The organism is Bacillus sp. SORGH_AS_0510 (assembly GCF_030818775.1).
Classification (GTDB): domain Bacteria; phylum Bacillota; class Bacilli; order Bacillales; family Cytobacillaceae; genus Neobacillus.
This window is the reverse complement of record NZ_JAUTAU010000001.1, coordinates 4,050,390-4,069,141: the sequence shown is the minus strand read 5'-3', so window position 1 is coordinate 4,069,141 and position 18,752 is coordinate 4,050,390. Positions and strand designations below refer to the sequence as shown.

The following is an 18,752-nucleotide window of genomic DNA, read 5'->3' as shown; positions in this document are numbered from 1 at the left end:
ATTCCACCTCCAAAATTCATTTAAATTAGTTTATCATATATAGATGTGCAACCAAAAATTAAAACAATTAATATAAACAACTTTAGGGAAAGGAGGAATTAAACTATGGACGTCAAACAACTAAAGAAAGAACTTGTTGCCTATAGTAAGGAAATTGGGATTGATAAGATCGGTTTTACAACTGCAGATGTGTTCGGTGAATTGAAAAATCGATTAATTAGACAAAAAGAACTTGGGTTTCAATCGGGTTTTGAAGAGCCAGACATAGATAAACGGGTGACCCCATCTCTATTAATGGAGGAGCCGCGTTCCATTATAGCCATTGCTCTTGCCTATCCATCCAAGATGAACGAGCGTGTTGAAGGCAGAAAAGGTGAACGAAGAGGCTTTTTCAGCAGGGCATCTTGGGGCCTTGATTACCATCATATTCTACGAGACAGGCTAAAGAAGCTTGAAGAATTTATTTTGACAAAAGTTCCAGAAGCAAGGTTAAAATCAATGGTAGATACGGGAGAACTTTCTGATCGGGCCGTTGCAGAACGGGCAGGAATTGGCTGGAGTGGGAAGAACTGTTCTATTATTACACCAGAATATGGGTCATATGTTTATTTAGGTGAAATGATTACAAGTATCCCCTTTGAACCCGATGAACCAATAGAAGACCTTTGCGGCACTTGTACAAAATGTTTAGAGGCATGTCCAACAGGTGCATTAGTCCAAGGAGGACAAATTAATGCACAACACTGTATCTCCTTTTTAACACAAACCAAAGAGCTTATTCCGGATGAATTTAGGGACAAGATTGGAAACCGCATTTATGGCTGTGATTCCTGCCAAACTGCTTGTCCAGTAAATAAAGGGTTAAACTTTCATTTTCACGAAGAAATGGAGGCCAATCCAGAGGTGGCCAAGCCTTTGCTAAAGCCGATCTTAAAGTTAAGCAATAGGGAGTTTAAAAAGCAGTTTGGTTCTGTTTCGGGCTCATGGCGAGGAAAAAAGCCAATCCAGCGAAATGCGGTTATTGCGCTGGCTCATTTTAAAGATGATACAGCCGTACCTGACTTAATCGAGGTTATAGAAAATGAAGCAAGTCCTGTGACAAGAGGTACAGCAGCATGGGCACTCGGAAAAATAGGTGGAGAGACGGCATACACCGCCCTTTTACAGGCAAAAGACAGAGAAACAGATCGTGATGTTCTAAAAGAAATCGACAAAGCATTAAATTTCTTTAAGTAATGGAGAGCGGAACCTTAATGGTTTCGCTCTTTTCTTAATGAAATCCAACTTTCGTTCATATGTATGAATGAAAGGGGGGAAGCACGGATGATTGAATTGCTCCAAGATCTGTTTGAAAAAAGAGTTAATCAATTTGTTACTGATAAAAGAAGTCACCGGGTATTTTTTCCGAAAGCGGAGAAAAAACAGGAAACATTAGCTAAAAGGTCTGCAGAAATTGTAAAGGTAAAAGCCACAGGTAAAATTATGGAGGAGTTTACAGATGAAGAATTCCAAACGGTAAAGTACCTTGCCCACTATCAATATTTAATAAAGCAAAAAGGAATACTTTATATGGAAGAAGAAATAGAAGACCGACTGGCTAAATTCTACAAAGGTGCTTTAGTCATGGATGAAGAAAGAATACCAAAAGAAGATGTTCACTCTCTTCATGATTCAATGGAAACACACATGGAAGAGAAGGAAGAAAGGGTAAGTTATCAATACAATCGCTTAAAAGCTGTGCAATATGCCGAGCGCTGGTGGAATAGCTATAATCCCGCTTATAAAAAATTTGAAGTTGATTGTACAAACTTCATTTCACAGTGCCTTCATACAGGTGGAGCTCCAATGAGAGGGTATCCTAATCGGGGGAACGGTTGGTGGCTACAGAATAGTAATTGGAGCTATAGCTGGGCTGTAGCGAATTCCTTAAGGCTATATTTAGGGAATTCAAAGGCTGGCCTAAGAGCAAGAGAAGTAAGCAGTCCTGATCAATTGCTATTGGGAGACGTAATTTGCTATGACTTTGAAGGAGATGGGCGATACAATCATAATACTATTGTTACAGGAAAGGATGCCAATGGTATGCCCTTAGTGAATGCTCATACCTATAATAGTCGTATGCGATATTGGGCATACGAGGATTCTTCTGCTTACACACCAAATATAAAATATAGGTTCTTTAGCATTGTCGATTCATAAATGAACATTCTTTGCATACATCCATAGGGTTTCTTGCAGTAGTTTTCTTTAAAGGAAGAAATGAGAGTGGTATAATTGCTCTTATAGTTTTTTCAACCTGGGGTGAGTTTTTTTGGCAATACATGTCGTACTATTTCAACCACAAATTCCTTCTAATACTGGGAACATTGCTAGGACCTGTGCGGGGACTGGTACCCATTTACATTTAATTCGTCCGTTAGGCTTTTCCACGGATGATAAGATGTTAAAAAGGGCAGGTCTGGATTATTGGGAAAATGTAAATATTACGTATTATGACTCATTAGATGAATTTTACGAAAAAAGTGCTGGCGGTGAATTCTTTTATTTAACGGAATTTGGGCAAAAGTCTCATAGCAGCTTTGATTACAGTAACCCTGAAAAGGAGTACTATTTTATCTTTGGTAGAGAAACAACGGGTTTACCAAAAGACGTTATTGAAAATAATAAAGAGGTAAGCTTGAGAATTCCGATGACCAATAATATTCGTTCATTAAATCTTTCTAATACTGCCGCTATACTTATTTATGAAGCACTTCGTCAGCAAGATTATCGAGACCTGAAATAAAATGTTTGGAGGCCCGGAAATTTTTGGGCCTCTTTTTGCAAAAAGGAAGGGAAAATACTATGAATGATATGATTACAACGATTCTCAATCACCGTTCAATCAGGCAATTTGAGGATACGCCTTTAACAGAGGAACAAATTAAAACTATTGTACTAAGTGCTCAAGCAGCTTCGACTTCGAGTTATATTCAAGCATACTCTATCATAGGAGTGAAGGATCGAGAAAAAAAGAAAAGGTTGGCCGAATTAGCGGGTAATCAGGAATACGTTGAAAAAAACGGTCATTTTTTCGTATTTTGTGCTGATCTTTATCGCCATACCATTATTGGTAAAGAGGAGCAGAAAGACGTCATCCCATCGATAGAGGGCACAGAAAAATTCATGGTTGGTCTCATAGATGCCTCATTAGCTGCTCAAAATGCTGCTATAGCCGCAGAATCACTTGGATTAGGTATTTGTTACATAGGTGGAATTCGAAACAATCTAGAAGAGGTTAAGAGGCTTTTAAAAACACCAGAGAGAGTCATCCCATTGTTTGGACTAGCCGTAGGCTATCCTGCAAAAATGAACGATCAAAAGCCAAGGTTACCGCTTGAACACGTTTATCATGAGGATGAATACGAACAGGATATGGGTGTTTATTTGGAACAGCTTCAAGAATATGACCAGATTATCTCCACTTATTATGAACAGAGAACTGGCGGGAAAAGGAGAGACCGCTGGACTGAACAGATGGCACTTATGCTGGAAAAACAAAATAGAATGTATATGAAAGAATTCATCCAACAAAATAAATTGGATTTACGATAAAAGGCTGCCTTAAATGGCAGCCTTTTTACATAAATAAATTATTTTGTTGAACCGGGCTTATCATTGTAACCTGCAGTGAAGATTGCTGCCAAAAATGTGACCATTACTAAAACAACGATGAATGTGTTCATGTTATGTATTGCCCCCTTCGTCTTACGTATTTTTCATTTTTACCCATATGATTTTATTATATCCTAACTTTAAAAAATGAAAAGTGTAAGATTTCCTGTAACGAATAAAAAAGTTAAAGAGTCACTCACATACGCATGTTCAAGTTCATTGGTGCATAGAGTATATTAATCGTCTCTGATTAAGCTACAGGGGGAGGGCCTTATGGATATCTTAAAAAAAATCGAGATGTATCGAGAAGAAGAGGAAAAACTGCGTTGGGAAGGAACATTCGCTGATTATTTACTGATGCTGAAGGAAAAGCCATGGGTAGCACAATCTGCACATTCTCGAGTTTATAATATGATTAAGGATGCAGGGATCGAAGAGGTAAAAGGGACGAAGAAGTACAACTTTTTCAGCAATCAATTATTTGGCTTAGAAGAGTCATTGGAGCGTTTAGTCGAAGAATATTTCCATCCTGCAGCTAAAAGGCTGGATGTAAGAAAACGTATTTTACTGCTGATGGGCCCAGTAAGTGGGGGGAAATCTACTTTAGTTACCATGTTAAAAAGAGGGTTAGAAAGTTATTCGCATACCGACAGAGGTTCTGTTTTTGCCATTAAGGGCTGTCCAATGCATGAAGATCCGCTGCACTTAATCCCACATCATTTACGGGGAGACTTCTTTGAAGAGTATGGTATTCGAATTGAGGGAAATCTCTCACCGCTTAATATGATGAGACTTGAGCAGGAGTATGGCGGTAGGATTGAAGATGTTCAAGTAGAAAGAATTTTTTTCTCAGAGGATAAGCGAACTGGAATTGGTACATTTAGTCCTTCGGATCCTAAATCGCAAGATATTGCAGACTTAACAGGAAGTATTGATTTTTCAACCATTGCGGAATTTGGTTCTGAATCTGATCCTAGAGCTTACCGTTTTGATGGTGAATTAAATAAGGCTAACCGAGGAATGATGGAATTCCAAGAGATGCTAAAATGTGATGAGAAATTCCTCTGGCATTTGCTTTCATTAACACAAGAGGGGAACTTTAAGGCAGGAAGATTTGCTTTAATTTCTGCTGACGAGTTAATTGTGGCTCACACGAACGAGACGGAATACCGCTCCTTTATCTCTAATAAAAAGAATGAAGCGCTCCATTCACGGATTATTGTAATGCCAATTCCTTACAACCTTAAGGTTTCTCAAGAAGAGAGAATCTATGAAAAGATGATAAATGAAAGTGATGTATCCGATGTGCATATTGCTCCACATACGTTAAAGGTAGCAGCGATGTTTACAATTCTAACTCGTTTGAAAGAGCCTAAGAAAGGCGATATTGATTTACTGAAGAAAATGCGCCTATATGATGGGGAGAGTGTGGAAGGCTTTAATGCAGCGGATATAGCTGAACTGAAAAAAGAATATCAAGATGAAGGTATGAGCGGCATTGACCCACGTTATGTCATTAACCGTATTTCATCTACAATTATTCGTAAGGAAGTACCATCTATTAATGCCTTAGATGTTCTGCGTTCATTAAAAGACGGACTTGATCAACATCCATCTATTACTGCAGAGCTTCGAGAGCGTTATATGAATTATATTTCAATTGCCCGAAAAGAATATGATAATATTGCCAAGAAAGAAGTACAAAAGGCATTTGTGTACTCTTATGAAGAATCTGCCAAAACGTTGATGGACAATTATTTAGACAATGTGGAGGCATATTGTAATAAATCAAAGCTTCGTGATCCATTAACAGGTGAGGAAATAAATCCGGATGAAAAATTAATGCGTTCTATTGAGGAGCAAATCGGGATATCTGAAAATGCCAAAAAAGCATTTAGGGAAGAGATCCTCATTCGAATTTCTGCCTATGCAAGGAAAGGGAAGCGATTTGATTACAACTCCCATGATAGACTGCGAGAAGCCATTCAGAAAAAGCTGTTTGCTGATCTAAAGGATGTTGTCAAGATTACTACGTCTACAAAAACACCAGATGAGCAGCAACTTAAGAAAATTAATAACGTCGTTGCACGCTTAGTGGATGAACATGGCTATAATACGACATCTGCGAATGAGTTATTACGTTATGTTGGCAGCTTATTAAACCGATAACTAGGATTAAAATAGGAAGGACTGGCAGAAACATCTGTCAGTCTCTTTTTTTCAATATAAGAATGTATTAATTCGACTTCGAGAATTGTCCAGCCCCAGCGCCTAGCCAGTTTTCATCCTGAATACTCTCCTTTGAGTATCTTGTAACAATCATGGCTTGATAAAGCGATGATTGTTACAGCTAGGGTCAAATAACCTTCGGCAAGTAAAGTCAAAGAGTGACTTTTCTTGCCGAAGAACATTTGCCTGTCGGGGCTGACCAAGGCGCTTGCGCTTTTCTTGTAACTCGTCCAATTTAATAGGCGAAACCCCAATTGTCGAAATTATTAGTAAATTATTCTTTGCTCTTGCATAGGATAAAGTAATCCATATTTTAATTGAACTTTTTAATCGGATTATCTTATGTATTGATAAGAAAAAGTGTGCAACAAGGATTTAATTAATTTCATAAGGAGGGGTTTACATTGTCTGTTAACAATCATCAATTTGTCATTTCAAGAGAAGATTGGTCCCTCCACCGTAAAGGCCACGATGACCAGCAGCGGCATCAGGAAAAAGTCCAGGAGGCAATTCGAAACAATCTTCCAGATCTCATTACTGAAGAGAGTATCATTATGTCTAATGGTCGAGATGTGGTAAAGATTCCTATTCGTTCTTTGGACGAATATAAAATTCGCTATAATTATGACAAAAACAAACACGTGGGCCAAGGTGACGGTGAGAGTCAAGTCGGTGATGTTGTGGCACGTGACGGTTCAAGTGGGCAAAAAGGTCCTGGGAAAGGCCAAGGGGCAGGGGACCAAGCCGGTGAAGATTACTTTGAAGCAGAAGTGTCATTAATGGAGCTTGAGGAAGCACTATTCAAGCAATTAGAGCTTCCGAATTTAAAACGAAAAGAGGAACAGGAGCATCTCGTAGAAAATATTGAGTTCAACGATATCCGGAAAACAGGGTTAATGGGCAATATTGATAAGAAACGAACCATGATGTCTGCATTCAAACGAAATGCTATGAGCGGTAAACCAGCATTCCATCCCATTTACAAAGATGATTTAAAGTTTAAAACTTGGAATGAAGTCGTAAAACCAGATTCAAAAGCGGTTGTTATTGCAATGATGGATACTAGTGGTTCGATGGGAATTTGGGAAAAGTATATGGCCAGAAGCTTTTTCTTCTGGATGACACGCTTTTTAAGAACCAAATATGAAACAGTTGAAATTGAGTTTATTGCTCACCATACAGAAGCAAAGATTGTCACGGAGGAAGATTTCTTCTCAAAAGGAGAAAGCGGTGGAACGATTTGTTCTTCAGCCTACCGAAAAGCGCTTGAAATTATTGATAGTAAGTATAATCCACGAAAGTTTAACATCTATCCATTCCATTTCTCAGACGGTGATAATCTCACATCCGATAACGCTCGCTGTGTGAAGCTTGTCGAAGAGTTAATGAAGGTATCTAATATGTTTGGATACGGAGAGGTTAATCAGTATAATCGTCATTCAACGCTTATGTCCGCATATAAAAATATCAAGGATGAACATTTCCGCTATTATATCCTCAAGCAAAAAGCAGATGTCTTCCATGCCATGAAAAGCTTCTTCCATCAGGAAGAATCAAAACAATATGCATAAAAGTTAAACGACAGGTGAAGCACCTGTCGTTTGTTTTTGATTAAATCCGTAATCTAAAACGAAAAATGGTAAATAATAATTTTAGGTAGGTAGCAAACGAGTCTGATTTACAGCCTGGTATCCGAAATCGCTGATCGGATTTTTCCAAGAGAAGCTTTTGCATGTTCTTTATTTAGGATCATGATGTTCACGTACAGGGCATCAATAAGGCTTAATTGGGCAATACGTGATGCTAATGCCTCGGACCGGTATTCAGTTTCCTCAGAGCTGGTAAGAAGAGCTACATCGACCTTTTGGCTAATTGGTGATTTTGGGAAGCTGGTGATCCCAATTGATTTTGCTCCATTCCCTTTAGCTACATTCAAAATATCAATGGTATCTTTATTTGAGCCCGAATGAGAGATTACAACAGCCAAATCCTTCTCTGTTAATTGAGAGGCAGACATGAGCTGAAAGTGGGAATCGATAAACGCAAATGCTTTAATACCGGTTCGAATGAACTTATGAAATGCATCCATTGCAATAACAGCCGAACCCCCAGTTCCATAAAAATGCACTCTTTCAGCTGTATGGATCATTTTGACAGCCCTTTGAATGGATTCACTATCTTGAAGCTGCAACGTATTCTCAAGGGTTCTAATATTTGATTTAAATACTTTTTCTGTGACAGCCTTTTCATTATCCTCTTCAGTAATTTCCTCATGAATTTGCTGGATAGGAGTAATGATTTCTGAGGCTAGCGCAATTTTCATTGCCTGGTATCCTTTAAATCCTATTCGTTTACAAAATCGGAAAACAGTTGCATCGGCCATTCCAAGGTCTTCAGCAACTTCGTTTATTGTACTGTGAATGATTTTTTCAGGATTATCTAATATAAAATCGGCAATCTGTTTTTCCTTTTCACTCAATCTGGCATAGTAAGAGCGTATTTTGCTTATGCAGCTCATCTGCAACCCTCATTTTTTATTTGATTTAAATAAATTATAGCATAGAAGGAATGTGTGAAAAAAAATTTCTTCAAATCAATTGCAGAAAGAAATTTTTTTGATTATAGTATTAGAAGACGAAAAAATATTTCAAGAAGGGAACATAAAAATGAAAATTGGATTAGTTGGTTTAGGTAAAATGGGATTTAGTTTAGCATTAAATTTATTAGATCATAAACATGAGGTTGTAGCTACTGATGTAAATACAACAGCAGTCGAAGAAATATCTAAAAAAGGCGGACATGGTGTTAGTTCATTAGCAGAACTAGTAGCTGCACTACCATCACCAAGAGCCGTGTGGGTAATGGTACCAGCTGGTGAAATTACCAATAACGTACTTAAAGATCTTAAGGAATTACTAACTGCTGATGATATTGTCATCGAAGGTGGAAATTCTCATTATAAACAGTCAGTAGAACGTGGAAAAGAGTTTGCTGAAAAAGGAATCCATTTCTTAGATGTTGGTACTAGTGGAGGCGTGGACGGTGCTAGAAATGGTGCATGTACCATGATCGGTGGAAATAAAGAAGCATTCCAACATGTAGAGGAAATCTTTAAAGATATTTGTGTAGAAAACGGTTATCTTTATGCGGGTGAAAGTGGAAGCGGCCATTTCTTAAAGATGATACATAATGGGATCGAATACGGAATGATGCAGGCAATTGCTGAAGGATTTGATTTGCTGGAAAAAAGCCCGTTTGATTATGACTATGAGCAGGTTGCAAGGGTTTGGAGCAATGGGTCTGTTATCCGCTCTTGGCTAATGGATCTAACACAAAATGCCTTTTCAAAAGATGCGAAGCTTGAAGGAATCAAAGGAATTATGCATTCATCTGGTGAAGGAAAATGGACAGTAGAAACAGCATTAGACCTTCAGACGGCTTCTCCAGTTATCGCATTATCTCTCATGATGAGATATCGCTCATTAGAGGATGATACATTTACTGGAAAAGTGGTAGCTGCATTAAGAAATGAATTTGGCGGACATGGTGTAGTAAGTAAATAAAGTATCTATTAATACAATCAGAAAACAACAGATGCGTATGTATCTGTTGTTTTTATTTACCCCAAAAACCTTTTTCTTTTCATTCAGACGTTTATTACCATTCATAGTTCCTTACAAATAATAAAAAATAAGAAAGTAAGAAAACATTTTAGAAAAAGGGGGTTTTTCGATTGATAAAGAAATCAGCAAGTATTATTTTAACTGCCGCCCTTACCATGGGGTTAGCAGCCTGTAATAATGATCGAAATAATATAAATGATCGCGATCAGGTGGGAATGAACATTGACCGAAATGACAACAGGCTTGATGTTCGTAACGGTCGGGATGATGGTATTGATCACAATGGTCCACTTACGGAGGACTATACAAATACAAACAATAGCCAAAGTGATACGGACAGAAATTGGTTCAATGACAAACGCAAAATAAAAAGAAATAATGATGATATGATTTCTGCCTACCAAACAAATATGGACAGTAATCAATATCCACATACAAGAGCAGTATTAGTACGCGATGCAAAGTATCAATTCGTTCAAGTTGATCCAAAACAGGGCTGGGCAGGAATTATTAATCAAATCCAGCCATATATCCAACAGCAAATGCCAGGTGGCCAAGCACCAGCGGGTCAGCCAGCACCAGAACAAACACAACCTGCTCCTAAGCAGACAACGCCGATGGCACCGAAGCCTGCACAGCCGGCACCAGCAGCTCCTGCGCCAACACCGGCACCAAAACAAGCTCAGCCTGCTGCACCAGCACCAAAACAGCCGACAACAACTAAGGCACCTGCTACTGGTGCAGTAAGTCAATATGTACAACAGGTAATTGACTTAACAAATGCACAGAGAAGTAAAAATGGGCTCCCTGCTTTGAAAGCAGATACACAGTTAAACGGAGTAGCCCAAAAGAAAGCAGAGGATATGCAACAAAACCATTATTTTTCACATACAAGTCCAACTTATGGATCACCGTTTGACATGATGAGAGACTTTGGTGTGACGTATAAATCAGCGGGTGAAAATATAGCACAAGGGCAACCAACGCCACAAGAAGTGGTTACTGCTTGGATGAATAGCGAAGGCCACCGCAAAAACATTCTAAGCCCTAACTTCACTCATATCGGGGTTGGTTATGAAGGAGCAGGCAAAAATTGGTCACAAATGTTTATTGGTAAATAAAACAGGTATAAAAATTAAGGCTGACTCCATGTCTCATGAGTCAGCCTTAATTAGCTTTCGAATCATTTAATTTCATGAAGGAGGTTAAGGCAGGAAATTCGAACTGAAAGATGGTACCCTTCTCGACTTCGCTCTCGACCCATATGGCTCCATCCATCGCACGTACAATACTATACACTACCATCATACCAAGGCCAGTCCCGTTTTTACCTTTAGTCGAATAAAAAGGTTCTCCCAAGCGGTCGAGTTGTTCCTTTGTCATTCCAACTCCAGTATCAAGTACATTAATTTTGATACTGTCTTGGTTATACTCCGTTGATATGGTTAAATAACCACCATTTGGCATGGATTCAATGGCGTTTTTAAGTACATTGATAAAGCATTGTCGGAATTTCTGTCTATCTCCTTGTATAAACCCAATCACTGAAAAATCTGTAATAATCTCTACTGAATTCTGGTGAGCTAAAGGCTTTAGGATATTAATGATTTGCCTTAGTTCACTTTTTACATTCAACTCTTCAAAAGTTTCAAGAGCAGGTTTAGCAAAGGTAAGATAATCTTGGATCACTCTTTCGGCGGAAAGTAATTCTTCTTTTACAATCGATAAGTATTCCTTCCGCTTTTGTCTAGATAAGTAATCATCCTGTAGCAGCTGAACAAAGCCGCTGGCAGCTGTCAGTGGATTCCGAATTTCATGTGATATGGCTGCTCCCATTTGCTCTACTGCTTTTAATTTTTCTGCTTTGATTAACTGTTGTCGCATTTCGGTATTTTTTTTAACGAATTCAATGGAGTAGGAGATGATGCCGGTTCCGAGTGACGGTATTACTAAATAGGCGAACCAAGCATCAAACCAGTAAGTGTGAGTATTGTTAAAGCTCATTCCAAAGACAGTAATGATTCCAAGAACCATGCTCATACATACAGTAACGAATATTCGGCGTGAAGGAACCTGCTTCCAAAACCAAGGATACATTCGCCAAAAAATAATGATAAGTGGTGCAAATAGGATAGATGTTTGAAGAAGACCTAAATTGAAGCCGTAGAAGCTTCTTAAAATGATAAGTGATAAGACAAGTATAGGCCCGATTCCTACATAAAGACCACCAAGGACTAAAGGGATAATCCTTAAATCATACCTAGAGTCTGGAACCGGATTATAGGAGAATTGAATACATAGCCATAGCATGGCAATAAATAGCAGTATTAATGAGGGTTTAGATAGGAATTTTTTTCTATTTTTTTCGAACATGAGAACAGAGAAAAATAAAAGTATGATTAAAAGGGAGAGATTTAAGAAAAGGTGTTTCGTAATTTCCATACACATCACCGTCCAAAAAGGCTCATAGGAAAATTTTACAGGTTTTCCCCAAATTATACAACAAAATTCGCTAAATTTTTAGAAAGTTAAACAAAAAACCTTTTTCTATCTAAGGTAACGAGCAGACAACTGTCACTTTTTATAAAGGCTGCAAATAATACGGAAAAATTCCGTTTAAATTGGAAAATACCCATATTTTCTTAAAAATAAGCGAAATTTTTCCGCTTATAAGATCCAAATCTTTGAATTTTGGCTTATTTAGAGCAGTTAACCGGAATATCTCCGCTTATCTCTGCTTCTAAAGCTACATTAGCCGGAAATTCTCCGCTTATTAATTGTCATACCTATACGAAAATCAATAAATAATTTCAGAGCCAATGCCAAACGTAGTTTTGTAAAAAAACACAGCATTTGCTGTCCAATTTGCGAGGTAACAGAAATATCTGTAACCTTACATTTTGATTTAAAAATTGGACTACAGTTTGGACACAAATTTTTAAAAGATTCGATTTATATCAATAAAAAATGACCATCAATTCACATATAAATTGATGGTCATTTTACAGAAACCGTTACTCCTAGGGAAGCCTTTTTATTTATACTGTGAGGGGGTCTTTACTAAATTCTTTTGCAGCAAGTCTTGCATCTTCTTTTGCTTTTTTCAATATTTCAGGTACTTTCTGTGGGTATAGATCGAAGCCTTCAGCGATGACTGAATCCATCACTTCGATACCAAGGAAACTAAGGGCAATTCTTAAATAACGGTCGCCTGATTCCATTTCTTGCAGTGGAGTCCCTGTATATTGACCACCTCTTGTCTGAATATGAATGGCTTTTTTATTAGTTAAAAGACCTTTTGGTCCGTTTGCTGTATGTGCAAAGGTTTTTCCAGCAATAAATAGGTTGTCTAAAAAGGCCTTTAATACTGCGGGAGAGTTTAAATTCCACATGGGCGACACAAAGACATAATAGTCATGAGAGATAAATTCATCAGCAAGCCTATGCATTTTTAAAATTTTTTCTCTTTCCACCTCGGACAATTGATCTAATGTATACCCGTACCCAGCTAATTTTCCTCTGGCAAAAACCAAGTCTGCATCCATTTGAGCAAAATCTAACGAAAACAAATCCATTCTTGTGAGTGCTACTTCAGGGCGTTCCTGTTGGTAAGTTTCAAGGAAGGCTTCACCAATTTGAAGCCCCTTTGATTTTTCAAGACCTTTGGGGTTTGCTGTTACATATAGTAATTTTTTCACCCATAACACACCTTTTAAAAGTATTTTAACTTCTTAATCACATTATAGAGAAGATTGGTTTGTTCAATATTGAACAAAAGGTGACGTTCTTGAACATTACGTGTCTGTTTTAGAGGTGAAAAGCAGCCTAAGAAGTCTTTCTTTTATATATAAAATTTAATAAGTGTTATACTTTTAAAAAGAGCCAAACTATAGAAGATTGAATTATGATGAGGAAATAAAACAAATGAATGGAAAGGGGAATTACAATGACAAAACAACAAATCGGTGTAATTGGTTTAGCAGTAATGGGAAAAAACCTTGCTTTAAATATTGAAAGCCGAGGTTATTCTGTTGCTGTTTATAACCGCTCCTATGATAAAACTGAAGCGTTTCTAAAGAATGAAGCAGAAGGAAAAAACTTTGCCGGAGCAGAGACGGTTGAAGAGTTTGTAAACTTGTTAGAGAAGCCAAGAAAAATATTATTGATGGTGAAGGCAGGTACTGCTACGGATGCAACAATTGACTCCTTAAAGCCTTATTTAGAAGAAGGAGATATTCTAATTGATGGCGGGAATACCTTTTTCCAAGATACCATCCGTCGGAATAAGGAACTGGAAACAGCTGGTTTTCATTTCATAGGGACAGGTGTTTCTGGAGGAGAAGAAGGTGCATTAAAAGGTCCTGCTATCATGCCAGGTGGAAAAAAAGAGGCTTATGAACTGGTGCAGCCAATCTTTGAAGCTATTTCAGCTAAAGTGGAAGGCGACCCTTGCTGTACATATATTGGCCCAAATGGAGCCGGCCATTATGTGAAAATGGTACATAATGGGATTGAATATGGTGATATGCAATTAATATCTGAGGCCTACTTTATTTTAAAAAATGTCCTTGGGTTAAGTGCGGAAGAACTTCACCAGGTTTTTGCTGATTGGAACAAAGGAGAATTAGATAGTTATTTAATAGAAATAACAGCAGACATTTTTACAAAGGTGGATGAGGAGACGGGTAAACCGCTAGTGGATGTCATTCTTGATACTGCTGGTCAAAAGGGAACAGGCAAATGGACAAGCCAAAATGCCTTAGATTTAGGAGTACCGCTACCCATCATTACAGAATCTGTATTTGCTCGATTTATCTCGGCAATGAAGGATGAGCGTGTGAAAGCAAGTAAAATCCTAAATGGACCAGGCGTTCGTCCATTTGAAGGAAACAAGGAAGAACTTATTGAAGCGATTCGCAAGGCTTTGTATATGAGTAAAATTTGTTCCTATGCACAGGGATTTGCGCAAATGCGTGTCGCATCAGAAGAATATGATTGGAATCTTCGCTATGGAGATATTGCTATGATTTTTAGAGGCGGATGCATTATACGTGCGCAGTTCCTCCAAAAAATCAAGGATGCCTACGACAATAATCCTGAACTAGCCAATCTTTTATTAGACCCTTATTTTAAAGAAATTGTTGAAAACTATCAGGGCTCATTACGACAAGTGGTAGGCATGGCAATTGAGCGTGGAATTCCGGTGCCATCCTTTGCAAGTGCGATCGCTTACTATGATAGCTATCGTACAGAGACACTTCCAGCCAATCTGTTGCAAGCTCAACGAGACTATTTTGGCGCACACACTTATCAACGGGTGGATAAAGAGGGAGTGTTCCACACAAATTGGATGGAGTAATAATTGTATGAAAGATAAATTGATGAGCTATTGAAATTTCAAGAACTCAAAAAATCCCCAGGGCTAAAAGATTCCTCTGGGGATTTTTCATTTACAAGAAGTTGTGAAATGTTAATTCCTATCAGTGAAATATAGTATAATTACCTAGGTGTGTATTGTTATAAAGAGTGATATTTATTTAAATTGTCAGTGTTTTTTTTTTATGCAACATTATCAAGGTATATAATTCACTAACCCCATTGCCATATCATCATTGTTATCATTCCAATTTAGCCAGATTGTACCACCATTACTTCCATCAGGATCCTTAATTGCAAATTCGGCTACACTCCCATGGTTAAAACCAATACCTGCTACAAAATGATAATTTTCATAGGCACCTTCTTTTATCCATAAGTCGAAACGAAGTCCAACTGGTTTGTTGTTAAGAATATTATCTTTATAATGAGTATAATTTCCATAGGCTCTATAAGACCATGTATCCCATTTATCGGTGGAATAATTATGTTGAACATGTTTATATAAGCCGTAAGTATAATCAGAAATAGAGGAACCAGCTATGGTAGTACCTAGTTCATTGTACATATGATTGATAAAAGCACCTGTACTACTATAGTCAGATAATCCTCTAACATTGTAACCTTGTGATTTAAGATAATTTGCTACCATTGCTGCAGTTGTAGGCCCACAAGCTGAATTAGGATTATTTACTCCTGAGCTTCTTTGAGATAATCGGGTGACGCTTAGCACTTTATATGTTGTAGCAGTAGTAGTCAATTGATTGGGATCATAAGATAGTAAAGTTTCCCACTCATCCTTATGCTTTGATTTTTTCTTAACTCTTGGAATCTCTGTTTTTCTAAGTTTTTCATACTCTTTTGTATCTTTCTTATTTTGTTTTTCCAAATCTTTTAGCCACTCATCCTTTTTTTTATTAAACTTTTCATTTACCTCATCCTTATTATTACCGTAAAGAAACTGTAGTGGTCCTAAATAATAAATTTTTTTTCCTTTTTCAAGAAGATATTCATATTCATCATCGAGTGGGCCTTCTCCGTGTTGTAAGACAGGGGCAAGATTGGTGGACGCAGAAATTAAAATATGATTAATGCTCCCCTCTCTAGTAGTGTAGGTTAGGTAATAACCCAATAGAGTTTCATCTATGTCATAAAGATTTGTTTTAAAATGTAAATCATCAACGCTATCAATTTCATCAGCATAAATAGATTGTTCTAAATGATTTAAAGCTGCTTGCTTTGCTATATCCAGCGGAATCACTTCTTCGGCTTTTGCATTTTTAATTGGACCAAAACCAAATGAAAGTAATAGCACTGAAATGCATAGAGATACAAAAATATTTTTCATCTAAACTCCCCCTAATTATTAATACATACTTAAGTTATTACTATTTCTTCCTAATTTTACATATACCTTCCAATTTTGCTGTTTAGAATTTTTCCCAATAGGAAACAGCTGTATTTACCAAGTTTCAAATATGTTTGATACCTAGACTCAAAATCTTTAGTACTTGAAGGTATATCAATTTGAAATATCAATAGATTTATAATATGTATCTTGCTCCTGCAAATAAATTATTTTCCCAATTAATTTAAAGGTGAAAAAGAAGTAAAATTAAGGGATAAGGATTTAAGCGTGGTATTCATATTGTTTTTTTGTGTTAATATATGGGAATCGGTAAGAGAAAGGATTAAAATAGCATAAAATAGCAAATAGAATAGGGAGGAATTAAAGGGGGGACTGACACTGCATCCAATAACAGTAGTAGAAATTATCACTTCAATTTTTTTTATAATATTATTATTTGTTGTAGTCTTTTTATTTCCACCAAGGATTAGAAAGAAAGGCTTAAGCCTTGCAATTTTATTTGCTACCTTACTAGTATTATTTTTTACTGTTCGACCATATTTAAATTATTATCAGGTATCCCAAAAGAAAGAGTATTTAAATGAATACCTAGAGGGAAAATACCCAAATCAAAAATGGAAAATAATCAAGCCAGTAGGCAGGCAAAACAATCCTAATTTTTTTGAAGTGCAATTTAAAAATGAAACTGACTGGAAATATATATATTCAGTCTCCAATGATAAGAAGATTTGCCAAAGAGCTTGGATACCTCCTGATGAAGAATTTCCTAAAAATGGAATTCATTATGAAGATAGTAAATGTGAATAAAAATAGGAGCATTAATCCAGAAAGGATTAATGCTCCTTTACTATACCCACTTAATCTCTTGCAATAATTCCTGTCTAAACAATTGGATTAAAAATTCATTATAAAAATCAGATCTTACAATGATTTGATAGTTGTTATTAGGATGGATGTAATAATGGATATCTGTTAACACCTTATTATCTTCAAAGTATTCTCGTACTTTTTTAAGGTCTTTTTTTAGGCTGGTATCCGTTAATGTAATCGTAAATTCAATATCCTCGCCGTTAGCGGTTTCCGTTATATCGAGAAGCTGGTGGTTATACTTATATTCTACTTTCATCATACTCCTCCTACATTAGATATCTTAAGTACACGTATGCCGTAGCAATTAAAATTGATAGAATCATGAGTGGGAAAGCAATTAATAGGAATTTACCAAATGTAATGTGGTGTCCTTCTTTAGCTGCCAAGCCGGCTACAATGACATTGGCGCTTGCACCAATCAATGTTCCATTCCCACCTAGACATGCTCCTAGTGATAAACTCCACCATAGTGGTTCTAAATTATTGACACCTAGTTCACCCATATCTTTAATCATTGGAATCATGGTTGCGACAAACGGAATATTATCGATAAACGCTGATGCAATCGCACTAACCCATAGAATTAAAATCGATGTGGATGCAACATTTCCTCCTGTAAGATGAACCGAGTAATCTGCAAGCAATGATATTACTCCTGTTTCAATCAATCCTGAAACGAGTACAAACAATCCAATGAAGAAGAAAATGGTTGTCCATTCGACTTTCGCAAAGGACTTGTCTAAATATTTCTCACCAGTAATGAGAAGTAGTAGAAAGGCTCCTGCTAATGCCACTGTTGCTGATTCGATATGAAATAACTGATGCAGGAAAAATCCTAAAATAGTTAAGGAAAGTGCAACTAACGACTTAATAAGAAGTTTGCTGTCTGTTATTTCTTCCTTTTCATCCAGGTCCATTAAACTTGCCTTCAATTCGGCTGATGTACGAAGTTGCTTTCTATAAATGAATGCTAATATTGCAATATTAACAATCAAGATAAAAAATGATATCGCTGTAAGATTGTTAATAAAGGCCATAAAAGTTAACTCTTTTACAGCGCTTCCAAGCATGATATTTGGCGGGTCACCGATAAGAGTAGATGTTCCTCCAATATTTGAAGCGATGATCTCTGTTATTAAAAAGGGTATTGGGTTTACTCGTAATTGTCTAGTGATACTAAAGGTTACAGGCACCATTAATAGGACGGTAGTTACGTTATCTAGAAAGGCTGAACCTAAAGCAGTGATGATGCCAAGGGCAAGTAATATTTTTAATGGGTCTCCTTTCACTTTTTTCGCTGCCCAAATCGCTATGTATTTGAATAGACCTGTCTCGGAGGTAATGGCGACAATAATCATCATTCCTGTCAGTAATCCGAGAGTATTAAAATCAATATGGTGGAGGGCCTTCTCCTGACCGATAATACCCAGTAAAACCATCATGATTCCGCCGGCCATGGCAATAATAGTACGATGGATTTTTTCTGTAACGATAAAGGCGTATGTGATAAGAAATACGCCAATTGCGATGATAGCTTGTGTTGACATGATCGACCTCTTCTCCCATTTTTTTACTGATGAAAAATAGAAAAGGAGCCCGTTTTGACAGACTCCACCTAAAATTCACCGAAT

The 18,752-nt window shown here is 37.1% G+C and carries 15 protein-coding genes; 9 read left to right on the top strand and 6 right to left on the bottom strand.

Annotation, left to right across the window (positions count from 1 at the left end; genetic code table 11):
- Positions 1-105: 105 nt before the first annotated feature.
- From queG to yhbH, 6 genes are all read left to right on the top strand, one after another.
- Positions 106-1,236 (top strand): tRNA epoxyqueuosine(34) reductase QueG, encoded by a 1,131-nt coding sequence (gene queG / locus QE429_RS20715; protein WP_307289753.1) that lies wholly within the window; start codon positions 106-108, stop codon positions 1,234-1,236.
- Positions 1,237-1,323: 87 nt separating this feature from the next.
- Positions 1,324-2,199 carry an amidase domain-containing protein gene (locus QE429_RS20710; protein ID WP_307289751.1) on the top strand — a complete coding sequence of 292 codons (876 nt, stop codon included), beginning with the start codon at positions 1,324-1,326 and terminating at the stop codon, positions 2,197-2,199.
- 112 nt (positions 2,200-2,311) lie between these two features.
- Complete coding sequence (gene trmL / locus QE429_RS20705; protein WP_307289749.1) at positions 2,312-2,785, top strand: tRNA (uridine(34)/cytosine(34)/5-carboxymethylaminomethyluridine(34)-2'-O)-methyltransferase TrmL; 474 nt, start codon at positions 2,312-2,314, stop codon at positions 2,783-2,785.
- A gap of 59 nt (positions 2,786-2,844) precedes the next feature.
- Positions 2,845-3,594: an oxygen-insensitive NADPH nitroreductase gene (gene nfsA, locus QE429_RS20700; protein ID WP_307289747.1), complete on the top strand. Its 750-nt coding sequence runs from the start codon at positions 2,845-2,847 to the stop codon at positions 3,592-3,594.
- A gap of 333 nt (positions 3,595-3,927) precedes the next feature.
- On the top strand, positions 3,928-5,823 hold the full coding sequence (locus tag QE429_RS20695; protein WP_307289746.1) for a PrkA family serine protein kinase: 1,896 nt from the start codon (positions 3,928-3,930) through the stop codon (positions 5,821-5,823).
- Between the two features lie 464 nt (positions 5,824-6,287).
- Positions 6,288-7,454, top strand: a complete 1,167-nt coding sequence (gene yhbH / locus QE429_RS20690; RefSeq protein WP_307289745.1) for a sporulation protein YhbH — start codon at positions 6,288-6,290, stop codon at positions 7,452-7,454.
- A gap of 107 nt (positions 7,455-7,561) precedes the next feature.
- Here yhbH and QE429_RS20685 read toward each other — a convergent pair whose 3' ends face one another.
- Complete coding sequence (locus tag QE429_RS20685; RefSeq protein WP_373463214.1) at positions 7,562-8,401, bottom strand: MurR/RpiR family transcriptional regulator; 840 nt, start codon at positions 8,399-8,401, stop codon at positions 7,562-7,564.
- A 148-nt stretch (positions 8,402-8,549) separates the two neighbouring features.
- Between QE429_RS20685 and gnd the strand changes: the two genes are divergently transcribed.
- On the top strand, positions 8,550-9,446 hold the full coding sequence (gnd, locus tag QE429_RS20680) for a phosphogluconate dehydrogenase (NAD(+)-dependent, decarboxylating) (RefSeq protein WP_307289743.1): 897 nt from the start codon (positions 8,550-8,552) through the stop codon (positions 9,444-9,446).
- A gap of 446 nt (positions 9,447-9,892) precedes the next feature.
- Complete coding sequence (locus QE429_RS20675) at positions 9,893-10,627, top strand: CAP domain-containing protein (RefSeq protein WP_483862237.1); 735 nt, start codon at positions 9,893-9,895, stop codon at positions 10,625-10,627.
- Between the two features lie 46 nt (positions 10,628-10,673).
- On the opposite strand, the gene QE429_RS20670 is transcribed toward QE429_RS20675, so the two are convergent.
- Together QE429_RS20670 and QE429_RS20665 are read right to left on the bottom strand one after the other, a co-directional pair.
- On the bottom strand, positions 10,674-11,948 hold the full coding sequence (locus QE429_RS20670) for a sensor histidine kinase (RefSeq protein WP_307289741.1): 1,275 nt from the start codon (positions 11,946-11,948) through the stop codon (positions 10,674-10,676).
- Between the two features lie 596 nt (positions 11,949-12,544).
- Positions 12,545-13,204: an FMN-dependent NADH-azoreductase gene (locus QE429_RS20665; RefSeq protein ID WP_307289739.1), complete on the bottom strand. Its 660-nt coding sequence runs from the start codon at positions 13,202-13,204 to the stop codon at positions 12,545-12,547.
- A gap of 248 nt (positions 13,205-13,452) precedes the next feature.
- On the opposite strand from QE429_RS20665, the gene gndA reads away from it, so the two are divergent.
- Positions 13,453-14,865, top strand: a complete 1,413-nt coding sequence (gndA, locus tag QE429_RS20660) for an NADP-dependent phosphogluconate dehydrogenase (protein WP_307289737.1) — start codon at positions 13,453-13,455, stop codon at positions 14,863-14,865.
- 213 nt (positions 14,866-15,078) lie between these two features.
- Here gndA and QE429_RS20655 read toward each other — a convergent pair whose 3' ends face one another.
- The 3 genes from QE429_RS20655 to QE429_RS20645 form a co-directional block, all read right to left on the bottom strand.
- Positions 15,079-16,230, bottom strand: a complete 1,152-nt coding sequence (locus tag QE429_RS20655) for a C39 family peptidase (protein ID WP_307289735.1) — start codon at positions 16,228-16,230, stop codon at positions 15,079-15,081.
- Between the two features lie 868 nt (positions 16,231-17,098).
- Positions 17,099-17,377, bottom strand: a complete 279-nt coding sequence (locus QE429_RS20650) for a hypothetical protein (protein WP_307289733.1) — start codon at positions 17,375-17,377, stop codon at positions 17,099-17,101.
- A gap of 10 nt (positions 17,378-17,387) precedes the next feature.
- A complete protein-coding gene (locus QE429_RS20645) occupies positions 17,388-18,668 on the bottom strand; it encodes an ArsB/NhaD family transporter (RefSeq protein WP_307289730.1) in 1,281 nt (426 codons plus the stop codon).
- Positions 18,669-18,752: the final 84 nt, after the last annotated feature.

What these genes read in the sequence shown, in the direction of transcription:
- QE429_RS20670 (WP_307289741.1), bottom strand. Translation starts at nt 11,948, where the DNA reads ATGGAAATTACGAAACACCTTTTCTTAAATCTCTCCCTTTTAATCATA.
- gndA (WP_307289737.1), top strand. Translation starts at nt 13,453, where the DNA reads ATGACAAAACAACAAATCGGTGTAATTGGTTTAGCAGTAATGGGAAAA.
- queG (WP_307289753.1), top strand. Translation starts at nt 106, where the DNA reads ATGGACGTCAAACAACTAAAGAAAGAACTTGTTGCCTATAGTAAGGAA.
- gnd (WP_307289743.1), top strand. Translation starts at nt 8,550, where the DNA reads ATGAAAATTGGATTAGTTGGTTTAGGTAAAATGGGATTTAGTTTAGCA.
- QE429_RS20685 (WP_373463214.1), bottom strand. Translation starts at nt 8,401, where the DNA reads ATGAGCTGCATAAGCAAAATACGCTCTTACTATGCCAGATTGAGTGAA.
- nfsA (WP_307289747.1), top strand. Translation starts at nt 2,845, where the DNA reads ATGAATGATATGATTACAACGATTCTCAATCACCGTTCAATCAGGCAA.
- QE429_RS20650 (WP_307289733.1), bottom strand. Translation starts at nt 17,377, where the DNA reads ATGAAAGTAGAATATAAGTATAACCACCAGCTTCTCGATATAACGGAA.
- QE429_RS20655 (WP_307289735.1), bottom strand. Translation starts at nt 16,230, where the DNA reads ATGAAAAATATTTTTGTATCTCTATGCATTTCAGTGCTATTACTTTCA.
- QE429_RS20645 (WP_307289730.1), bottom strand. Translation starts at nt 18,668, where the DNA reads ATGTCAACACAAGCTATCATCGCAATTGGCGTATTTCTTATCACATAC.
- QE429_RS20675 (WP_483862237.1), top strand. Translation starts at nt 9,893, where the DNA reads ATGATTTCTGCCTACCAAACAAATATGGACAGTAATCAATATCCACAT.
- QE429_RS20710 (WP_307289751.1), top strand. Translation starts at nt 1,324, where the DNA reads ATGATTGAATTGCTCCAAGATCTGTTTGAAAAAAGAGTTAATCAATTT.
- QE429_RS20695 (WP_307289746.1), top strand. Translation starts at nt 3,928, where the DNA reads ATGGATATCTTAAAAAAAATCGAGATGTATCGAGAAGAAGAGGAAAAA.